This window comes from Magnetococcales bacterium (genome assembly GCA_015231925.1).
GTDB lineage: Bacteria > Pseudomonadota > Magnetococcia > Magnetococcales > JADGAQ01 > JADGAQ01.
Map to the genome: position 1 here is coordinate 20,063 of JADGAQ010000010.1, position 10,327 is coordinate 30,389.

11 protein-coding genes are annotated in these 10,327 nt (G+C 48.5%); 9 read left to right on the plus strand and 2 right to left on the minus strand.

What is annotated here, in order from left to right; genetic code table 11:
• Positions 1-185: 185 nt before the first annotated feature.
• Together HQL56_02460 and HQL56_02465 are read right to left on the minus strand one after the other, a co-directional pair.
• Positions 186-419 carry a hypothetical protein gene (locus HQL56_02460; GenBank protein MBF0308379.1) on the minus strand — a complete coding sequence of 78 codons (234 nt, stop codon included), beginning with the start codon at positions 417-419 and terminating at the stop codon, positions 186-188.
• Positions 420-560: 141 nt separating this feature from the next.
• Positions 561-962 (minus strand): c-type cytochrome, encoded by a 402-nt coding sequence (locus HQL56_02465; GenBank protein ID MBF0308380.1) that lies wholly within the window; start codon positions 960-962, stop codon positions 561-563.
• A 226-nt stretch (positions 963-1,188) separates the two neighbouring features.
• Here HQL56_02465 and lpdA point away from each other — a divergent pair, with 226 nt between their 5' ends.
• From lpdA to HQL56_02510, 9 genes are all read left to right on the plus strand, one after another.
• Positions 1,189-2,607 carry a dihydrolipoyl dehydrogenase gene (gene lpdA, locus HQL56_02470; protein MBF0308381.1) on the plus strand — a complete coding sequence of 473 codons (1,419 nt, stop codon included), beginning with the start codon at positions 1,189-1,191 and terminating at the stop codon, positions 2,605-2,607.
• Between the two features lie 790 nt (positions 2,608-3,397).
• Positions 3,398-3,889, plus strand: coding sequence for a hypothetical protein (locus tag HQL56_02475; protein ID MBF0308382.1), 492 nt, complete (start codon positions 3,398-3,400; stop codon positions 3,887-3,889).
• Positions 3,890-3,926: 37 nt separating this feature from the next.
• Entirely contained in the window at positions 3,927-4,421 is a 495-nt protein-coding gene (locus tag HQL56_02480) for a hypothetical protein (protein MBF0308383.1), read from the plus strand.
• A 30-nt stretch (positions 4,422-4,451) separates the two neighbouring features.
• A complete protein-coding gene (locus HQL56_02485) occupies positions 4,452-4,937 on the plus strand; it encodes a hypothetical protein (protein ID MBF0308384.1) in 486 nt (161 codons plus the stop codon).
• 86 nt (positions 4,938-5,023) lie between these two features.
• Positions 5,024-5,302, plus strand: a complete 279-nt coding sequence (locus HQL56_02490; GenBank protein ID MBF0308385.1) for a hypothetical protein — start codon at positions 5,024-5,026, stop codon at positions 5,300-5,302.
• A gap of 301 nt (positions 5,303-5,603) precedes the next feature.
• Complete coding sequence (locus HQL56_02495) at positions 5,604-6,077, plus strand: hypothetical protein (protein MBF0308386.1); 474 nt, start codon at positions 5,604-5,606, stop codon at positions 6,075-6,077.
• 55 nt (positions 6,078-6,132) lie between these two features.
• Positions 6,133-6,585 carry a hypothetical protein gene (locus HQL56_02500; protein MBF0308387.1) on the plus strand — a complete coding sequence of 151 codons (453 nt, stop codon included), beginning with the start codon at positions 6,133-6,135 and terminating at the stop codon, positions 6,583-6,585.
• A 41-nt stretch (positions 6,586-6,626) separates the two neighbouring features.
• Complete coding sequence (locus tag HQL56_02505; protein MBF0308388.1) at positions 6,627-7,055, plus strand: hypothetical protein; 429 nt, start codon at positions 6,627-6,629, stop codon at positions 7,053-7,055.
• A gap of 45 nt (positions 7,056-7,100) precedes the next feature.
• The coding region (locus HQL56_02510; GenBank protein ID MBF0308389.1) for a peptidoglycan DD-metalloendopeptidase family protein at positions 7,101-10,327 on the plus strand (3,227 nt) is incomplete at its 3' end.

Genomic DNA, 10,327 nt, shown 5'->3' on the forward strand with positions numbered 1-10,327 from the left:
GCATCGGGTTTCCGTTCGAAGGGGTGGGCTTCCCCGGCGGTAGGGGAGAAGGGCGTGTTGACATGAGCCGGGGATCGGTTCTCCCGCGGGAGGAAACGGAACACCTCCGAGCCGCATTCGCCTTCCGACCCGGATGGCAACGCCGGAGGGTGAGAGTCATCTCCCCAAGGGGTGGGCAGAACCGGTCAGGAAGAGGCGACGATATCGCTTTTACGGGCCGCCTCGATGGAAATGGTCAGGCGATAGGAGGCGGAGGTGGCCTGCACCTTGTTGAGCAGTTGATTTTCGGCGGCTTTGCCCTTGACGGCCAGATCGCCGGATTGGCTGGCGATGGCGGTTTGATGGATTTTTTCCTCCAGGCGGGCCTTGGCCACTTCACCACGGGATTCGCTGATTTGGGCTGCTGCCGCAACGCTCATGTTGGGAACTCCCCGGCAACGTGATTTGAATTGGATACCTTGAGAATCAGTATAGTCGAACAGGGAATAAAGTCAAGACGGGGGAGGTGAGGCTCCCGGAGCGGCGCAGCCGCTCCGGGTTTGCGACCGGGTGAGGCGGAATTACTTCTTGGAGGCCAGGAAGGCGGCCACATCGGCGCGCTCGGTGGCATCGGGCAGCTTGAAGGTCATCTTGCTCTTGGCGCCGGCATTGCCGGAATGGGTCGCCAGGAACTTATTGGGATCATCAAGATATTCGACGATCAGGGCTTCGGTCCAGGTGACCTTGGCGGAGATGGCCAGGGTGTCGTCGGAGTACTTGAACCCTTCGGCCTTGCCGGCGGGCTTGCCCACGACGCCCAGGAGGCTGGGGCCCACCTTGTTCTTGCCCGCTTCAACGGTGTGGCAGGCGAAGCACTTTTTCTTGAAGACCTCTTCGCCTTTACCGGCATCACCGGCCTGGGCCTGGGTGGCCAGGAGGGAAAGGGCAGCAACGGTGACGGACAATACGCTCCAACGCTTCATGGACCAATCTCCTCAAAATGCTCAGGCTGTTTGGTGGCAAGTGACGAGGTACCCTCGATCAGCAACGAGAGTGCAAAAACCCGCACAACAGTATACGCTGATCGTGTCGATTGTCCAGGGGAATGAGGGAGAATCCGGGGGTGAATTTTGGCGTGGGGGCTTGCGTCCCAGGCTCATTTCCCCCACATTTCCGCGGGAGATGTTTCTTTCATCAGGGGGAGAAGAGATGAAGACGGACGGCGCGGGAGAGAGCTTCGACCTGGTTGTCATCGGGGGCGGACCAGGGGGTTATGTGGCCGCCATTCGGGCGGCCCAGCTCGGCTGGCGCACCCTGTGTGTCGACCGGCATGGCCGACCTGGGGGGACCTGTCTTCTGGAAGGGTGCATTCCCTCCAAGACGCTGCTCGAAACGGCGCGGCTTTTCCGGGAGGCCCAGCACCTGGTGGAGGAGCACGGCATCGAGGAGTCCAAACTCTCCCTGGATGTCAAGACCATGATGGAGCGCAAGGAGAAGGTGGTCGACGGGCTCTCCCAGGGCATTGCCCATCTTTTTCGCAAGGCGGGTGTCGAATTCGTGACAGGGGAGGCCCGCGTCGAAGGTCCCGGAGCGGTGGCGATCACCTCGGGCGGGCATGAGCGCAAGGTCAAGGCGGAACGCATCCTTCTGGCAGTGGGATCCCGTCCTGCCGAGCTGTTTTTGCTGCCGGTGGATGGGCATCGCATTCTGCATTCCGGGCATGTCCTCTCTTTCAAGAGGGTGCCCCGCCATCTGATCATCGTGGGGGGAGGGGTGATCGGGCTGGAACTGGGCTCCTTGTGGCTGCGGCTGGGCTCGAAGGTCACGGTGGTGGAGATGTTGCCGGAGATTCTGCCGGGAATGGACCAGACGCTGGTCCGGCACCTGACGCGACAACTGCGCAAGGAGGGCATGCAGTTCCTGACGGGGGTGCATCTGGTGCGTGTCATCGAGGATGAAGACGGCATCTCACTGGTTTATCGGGATCGGGAGGACCGGGAGGAGGTGCTGGCGGGAACGCGCATTCTGGTTTCGGCGGGAAGGGTGCCCAACAGCGATGTGGCGGGGATTCCCCAGCTCGGGTTGTTGAAGGATGCCCAGGGACGGCTGTTGGTCGACGATCAGTACGCCACTTCGGTTCCGGGTATTTACGCCATCGGAGATCTGACGCCGGGTCCGATGCTGGCGCATCGGGCTTCGGAGGAGGGTATTGTCATGGTGGAACGGGCGGCGGGTTTGCAGCGGGACAATGTGCGGCTCGACACCATTCCGCAGGTTTTGTATACCGACCCGGAGCTGGCTGCTGTCGGCTTGACCGAAGAACAGGCCCGGCAGCAGGGTTTGGAGGTGGTGACCGGCTCTTTCCCGTTGCAGGCCAATGGTCGGGCCCGTTCCATGGGCAAGGCGGAAGGTCTGGTCAAGGTGGTGGCGCGCGCGGAGGATAACCGCTTATTGGGGGTGCATATCTTGGCGCCCCATGCGGGGGAGTGGCTTTCGACGGCGACTCTGGCCATTAAAAAGGGCATGACGGCGCAGGAGCTGGGCCGTCTCATCTGCCCCCATCCCTCCCTGGCGGAGGCTTTGAAGGAGGCCGCCATGGCGGCGGGGGGCAAGGCGATTCATCTGTAATCTGCCTTTCAATATGTTTTACTTTAAAGTATCAAAAAAAGAAATGTTCTGTCCTTTTTCTTTCCTATTGTTGTTTTTGTTAAATAAACCCTGTCTCCTAATTGGCCTGGCCGCAATCGCCTCCAACCGGATTGTGGGCCAGGTTCCCTTTGCCGTAACGCCGTCTTGAGGAGCCATTCTCAGGGCAGGTATCTTGCTGACGAATTCGTTCTGATCCCGCCGATAGTTATTCTTCCGCCCGACACCCTCCTGGATTAGGGGAAAATGCCAGATATTCCAAAGCCGATTTCCAAAAGGGAAATTGGCCGTTGGATATTTGGATGACTCATTCCGGGTCGCAACAGGTGGATTTGGCAGCGAACTGCAAAATTAACAATAGGTTGCATTTTATCTTGGCCTGTCTGATGCTGGTTTGGCGTATTGGGCAGACAAAAATCAATTGGAACTTTGGGGCTGGGAATTTTTCCCCTTGACAGTCCTGGTAACAGGGAAATAGTCTGATAGAAAGTCATACATAAAAGGGTTTCATCACTGGGGCGGGTGGGGTAAACAATCTCCTGATCATGGGCAAGGAGGCTTTCTCGTAAAGGCGGCGTTTATGGGGCGGAAAAATCCTTGATAAATCAAAGGATAAATTTCTGAAGTTTGTTTTAACTGCATAGATTTGACCGAAATTGTGGTATTGGCTTGATCAGGAACGTTTATAAAGGGTGGAGTTTCGTTCGATCCTGTGCTGAGAAAGAAACTATCTAATGAAAATACAGCGGCTCATAAAATGATGGGGTGTAGAATGAGATTCAAAATAATTGCATGTATTTTTTCGGTTGTAATTGTATTTAATATTCCATTTTCAAATAGCTCCCCTGTTGCGGGCGGGCGTTTCGAATTTGAGTATTTGGATCTTACTGGAGATCCAAACGCATCCTTAAAAAAGAGTACGTGCCCCTCCAGGGAATTTATGAAGTTTTATAATATATATACAGAAAGTATCGATGTGCAAAAATTATTTACTATATATCCGTTGGAGGTGATGGCACTGGCTAAATCCTCTGGCTCAGATTATGAGATTGTTGTCAATAATATAGCAGTTGAAAATCTGCCCTTTCCGCTAATTGACAGTAGAGAGGCAATGAAGGCGAAATCCATTGAGCTTCATACCTTTGAATATATTACGCCAAGATTTGTTCAGGTGGTTTTACAAGGAAATAATTATAACGTATCATACTTTTTTACGTTCAATTCCTGCTGGGAATTGTCTGGTATAGACGATTGGTCAAAGTAGTTAAATAATTTAATCGTTGCTGAACTAGGGGATAAAAGTGAGACTACCTATTGGTTCTCCCGGAGCAAGCTCTCTCGCTATATTAATTAGTTGCCTGACTCTCCTGTTTTTGGGATGTGGTGACTCGGTAGGTGAGTCATCGAATGTTAATGCTTCTATGCGTGACCAACAGATAGCTTGCCCATCTCGGGATTTTTATGAATTCTTTGAGGTATTTTCGATAAATGCAGATGTTCAGAAATCTTTTACTAAATTACCTTTTTATGATGTCTATCATACAAATGACATGGTTGGGGATTACATTCCCGAAAGTTTTGTATCGGTAAGTAGGAGATTGCATAAAATGAGCTTCCCACATTATATTACTAAGAATATTGAGGAAGGGTACTGTATTGGTATTAAACTAAATAAATATTCTCCTAGGCGAGCGGTTGTTTCTGTTGGAGGTAGAGAAAATGGTGTAAGCTACTATATGTTTTTTGTCCTTAGCTCGTGCTGGGAATTGGTGGGAGAGGAGGATTGGTCAACTTGAGTCACTTATGCTAACTATATGAAATGAAAAATGAAAAAATCGACTATAACTTCCTGTTTTATTATCTTTTTATGTATTGCAATAAACACTTTGTTCATTAGATCTGTATCTGGTGTCGGACCAGAAAATAAAAATAACTATGTTAACAATGATGTTTGTTCTAGGAAGGGTTTTTATCAATTTATAAGTGCATTTTTAAATAATCGTATCAGCCAAAAGAGTCATACTGAAGATCCACTGATATATATACATGAGTCTGTTCAAGGTAATAGTGAAAAAGTAGTAGTGTCGGTCGAGCATGTGCCTCTGGCTAAGCTGAATTTTCCGATAATGTTTGTCAATAAAAATAGCAGCGATATATGTATATCGAAATTTGTGAATGAATTCTCTCCAAGAAGAGCGGTTGTTGAGTACAGAAATGAACACAATAACTCAAGAGTGTATTTTGTGTTTGCGTGGAATAAATGCTGGAAGCTGGTTCGGGTTGAGGAGTGGGTTGTTTCATATGGTCAGTAAAATGGTGAAGTTTATGACTGAAAGCAAAATATCATAATCTGTCTGTGTCCCACCAATGCTTCCGAACTATATAAATGGAGATAGAAATGCGCTTCAAAGATGTGATGAATAAAATACTTCCTCCTAAGAATGGAACTCCCTGCCATATTATAAGTGAGTATGGTAGCAACAGAGATACTGCTTGGATGACTCATTCCAGGTTGCAACAGGTGGATTTGGCAACGATCTTCAAAATATACAATAGGTTGCATTTTATCTTAGTCTGTCTGATGCTGGTTTGGCGTTTTGTTCAGACAAAAATCAATTGGAATTTGGGTCTGGGAAATTTTCCCCTTGACAGTCCTGATATCAAGGAAATAGTCTGATTGAAAGCCATACATAAAAGGGTTTCATCCCTGGGGTGGGTGGGGTAAACGATCTCCTGATCATGGGCAGGAGGCTTTCTCGTAAGGGCGGCGTTTATGGAGCGGAAAAATCCTTGATAAATCAAAGGGTAAGTTTCTGAAAGTTGTGTTAATCTGCTGAATTGGACCGAAATTCAGCGGTTATGGAAGGCTAAATTCGTGCTGGTTGTGGAGGGTTTTTATTTTAGTGGCCTGAAATAGGGGGGGGTTGTAGAGTATTGTCTCTTGCACAGAGTTGGTGGTACTCACTGGGAGGGGGAGTATGAAAAAGTGGAATGAGCAGGCGCATATTTTCGTTTTATTGTTAGTAACTGGTTGTAATGCTTATGCAGATGATGTTGAATATATTGATCTTCGGGAGAAGCCGAATAAGCTGACTGCTTCGGTGGCATGTCCATCTCGGAATTTTAATGAATTTCTCGATGTCTTCAGGGAAGATCTCACTGTTCAAAAGGCCTATACAAGAGTTCCCCTGGAGGTAATGGTGCTGGATTTATCCGTCAAACCTGAACCCGAGCCGGTGGTTAAAATGAAAGGATTGGACGAAATTCAATTCCCGGTCATCGATAGCAAGGAACATATGAAGAAAAAATCTTCGAAAATAATTGCAATTGAGCATATTACGAGCAGACTTATGCAGGTAGTTGTTAATGGCGATGGTATCAATATTTCATACTTTTTTTCTATGGGTCAGTGTTGGGAGCTGAACGGGATTGATGATTGGAGTAGAAAATAGATAAGAATAAGTTAATCTCTTTTATATAGTTATAGTGAAGGAGGGTGAAGTGAGTATGTCTACAGTAGGTATGCATTTTCTGTTGATTATCTTGAGCTGCAACTACTGTTTAGCTGATTCTGGTCAATCGGAAAAAATACAAGGAAATGAAGATATTTATTGTCCATCAACAAATTTTTTTGAGTTTTATGATGCATTTATGGAAAATGAAGAGATTCAGAGGAGGTTTACTAAAGTTCCTCTTGAGCATCTTTTTCTAAAAGAGGATGCGTCGGTTGATGACTCCGTCCCCGTTATTCATATGCTAAAAAAGGATGAGATAAGGTTCCCAGTGACGTATAATAAGGCTGAAATGAATCGTGTATGTGTATATATGCATGTGAATGAGTATTCGCCAAGAAGAGCTGTTGTGATTAACAAGGGACTTGATTCTGGAATCAGGACTGAGTTGATATTTATTAATTATGGGTGTTGGGTGTTGGTTGGTTTAGAAAACTGGTCTATGTAACTATTGTGCGAGTTGTGAGTTTTGGTTAAATGGAGGTGTTGGTGAGAAATTGGGTGGTATTGTTGGTCGTTTTATATGGTTGCAATATTGGTGCCTCAGAAAGTGACAAGTCTGTTGCTAGCTGTCCAACGCATGATTTTTATCGCTTTGCTAGAATGTTTATTGAGAGTGAAAAAGTTCAAAAGGCCTATATATCTGGAGTGTTAGAGCACACCATATATAGGAATATGAAGGGCGTGTTTAGGGCAAATATTTCTAGTTACAAGCAAGGTGATGTACCTCAAATTGTGATGGACGGTATAAAAAGTGCAAAGAGTCGTTGTTTGTCTATATCGGTAAATAAATACTCCCCAAGAAGGGGGGTGGTATCTGCTAATGGGGTTGATTCTGGAGTGTCTATCTTATACCTGTTTGTAAGACGAGCCTGCTGGGAGCTTGTTGGGGTAGAGGACTGGAGTGATGTTCTTTAATAACTTAATAAATCTCTGATGTCCCTGCTTATTACGGAGGATTGTATGAATTTCACATCTGCAATGAATCTGATGTTGCCTCCCCGTGACGGGAAAACGCCGCATATTACGGGTTGGTGGGACGAGCCGAGAAAAGATAAACCAAACCACAAGGGTATAGATTTTAATTATGATATGGGTGGCGCGCAACCTCAATCTGGTCTTAACGTATCGCATCCAAAAATCTATTCCCCAGTATTTGGTAAAGTAATTTATGCTGGCGGGCAATATCATACCATCAAAATTATCGATGCGTTTGGATATACTCATGAAATATTACACACTCAATCTATGCTTGTTAATGTTGGGGATTTTGTTGCTCCTGGAGATGCTATTGGTACAATGGGAGGGTGGGGAAAAAAGGGCGAACAAACTTATCCGCAGCATGTTCACTATCAATTGAAAGATCCTAGAGGGGTTGTAATTAATCCTTCATTGTTGTGGGATGATGAAGATTTAAGCTCTGAGAGCGGGGACAATGCTGGGGGCGGTGAAAATGGAGCTGCAACTGGTGGGGGTGGAGGATCAGCTAATGGTTCTGGGACGGTTCCAGATGTCGGTGCAGGAGGGGGTGTGGGGGTAGGGAGTACAGCTACTACACAGAATTCACCAGACAATGATGGGGGAGTTGGAGGAGATGGGGGTGGTCTAGGATCGTCAGGAGGGCCTGGAAAAAGTGGATCACAGGATGGTAGACAGGCCACTACTCCCGCCCGGCGGGATCCTCTCGTGCTGGATCTCGATGGGGACGGAATCGAAACGACCAGTGCCGATGGTGTACAGGTAACCCTTTTCGATCATGATGCCAATGGCATCCGAACCGGAACCGGTTGGGTAAAATCCGACGACGGATTTTTGGTTTTGGATCGTGATGGAAACGGCAGCATCGATTCCGGACGAGAACTCTTTGGGGTCGATACACTGAAGAGCAATGGTCAACTGGCGCAAAGTGGATTTGATGCCCTGGCGGACCAGGATGGTAATCTGGATGGGAAGATCGATGCCTCGGATGCCATCTTTGCAAGCTTACGCATCTGGCGCGATTTGAATCAGGATGGCATCAGCCAAGCCAATGAACTGACCAGTCTTGAGGCCAATAATATTCTATCCATTGGTGTTGTTGGAACCAGCGTCCAAACGAATCTGGGGAACGGGAATATTCAGACCGCTGTGGGAACGTTCACGCGCGTGGATAGTTCTTCCGGTGGTTCCGGGGTGACTGTTGGTGCGATAGGTAATCTCAACTTGGTTGTCAATACATTCCATCGAGAATATTCCAACAAAGTACCGCTTACAGCCCAGGCTTGGTCACTACCTTTTTTGCGTGGGTCCGGCAGAGTACGCGATTTGAGTGAGGCCATCAGTCTTTCCCCTCAGCTTGGCAACCTGGTGCAGAGCTATACCCAGGAAACTGCCCGTCAAGGACAGATCGACCTGTTGGACAGCTTCATCGAACAATGGGCCGACACCTCTGACATGCCCAGTCTCAAGGCCCAGGCCGAAGCTCTTTCCGGAAGTGGCGTTTCTCTTTCCTATATCTTGGCCGGGATTCCTGCTGGAACAGCAGCATATAATGATTTTGTCCGGAAGATTGGGGTTGTTGAGCGCTTTATGGGTTTTACCTACGCCGGGATAAGTGGCCAAGCCCGTACAACACCTATCGACAGTTCCGCAGGCAACTTTACGGTTACGTTGGCAAGTGAACAAATTGTTAATATATGCCAAGCCTACGATGCATTCAAAGCAGACATTTATGAATCCCTTCTCCTCGTTACCCGGTTGAAGCCCTTTATGGATGCCCTGGATGAGAGCCTTATGAGCGAAGAATTGCTACCTGGTGTCGGGGGCTCCTGGTTTTCAAGTATCGAAACAGCTTTTGAGCAAAGTATCGCCGCAAATCCAAAACAAGGTATTATTGATCTCGTTGAATTTATCAGTTCGTATGGATACAACAATCTTGCCGATCTGGGTTGGCGTTCTCTCAACTTTTTGATTGTGCAAATCAATAATCACCCCGATCTGGGCGCGTTTAGTGAGGAATTGAGCAGTTGGTCTGTTCGCTTTGCAGCTACCACGCAACAATCCTTGGCAGGGGGGGCACGTCCGGACTTGCTGGTAGGAACGAGTGGTAACGACTCGCTTTCTGGCAGTCAAGGAAATGATTTGTTGGTGGCTCAGTCTGGAAATGATTCGATCTATGGGGGTGAGGGAAATGACATCCTCGTAGGTGGTGATGGAAACGATGCGCTGTATGGGGATAGTGGCAATGATACTTTGCGGGGTGGTGCAGGCAACGACACTCTTAATGGAAGTACTGGGAATAACCTGTACCTCTTTGGCAGAGGGGACGGGCAAGATACCATTCAGGCTACCTTTGACACCACCCCTGGTCGATTTAATGTATTGGAGTTCAAGGAAGGAGTGGCCCCCGCGGATCTGTTGATGAAGCAGGTCTACGATGCCAACGATTACGGGTACGCCATTCTGGAAGTTACCATCGCGGGCACGACGGACAAGGTGTCGATCAAATCGTTTTTCAAGAACAACGATCCGACCAACAGCTACAACCCGATCCAGCAGTTTCGCTTTTCGGATGGTACGACCTGGGATCTTGCGGCCATTCAGAGTTATTTGTTTGGAGGTTCCGCCCTTGCCGACTGGATATTTGGTACCACTTCCGCAGAAACCCTGAACGGTCAAGCGGGAGCGGACTATCTTGTGGGGCGAGGTGGAAACGACATCCTTATTGGTGGAGCGGACGACGATCAACTGAACGGTGAAGACGGCGATGACACCTTGCAGGGAGACGCCGGCAATGACCTTTTTTACGGAGGCACCGGGCACGATACCCTTCTTGGTGGTGACGGCAACGACCAACTCAATGGGGATTCGGGTAATGATTCGCTGACGGGTGGAGCGGGCAACGACACTCTCCAGGGAGGAGATGGCGCGGATATCTTTGAAGGTGGGCTCGGCAACGACACCTTCACAGGAGGAACCGGGAACAATCTGTATCTCTTCGGACGTGGCGATGGTCAGGACGTGATTCAGGCCAGTTATGATGTCACCCCTGGTCGCATCAATACCCTGGAGTTCAAGGCAGGGGTGGTTCCTGCGGATCTGTTGATGAAGCAGGTCTACGATGCAAGCGATTACGGGTACGCCATTCTGGAGGTTTCCATCGCGGGCACGACGGACAAGGTGTCGATCAAATCGTTTTTCAAGAACAACGA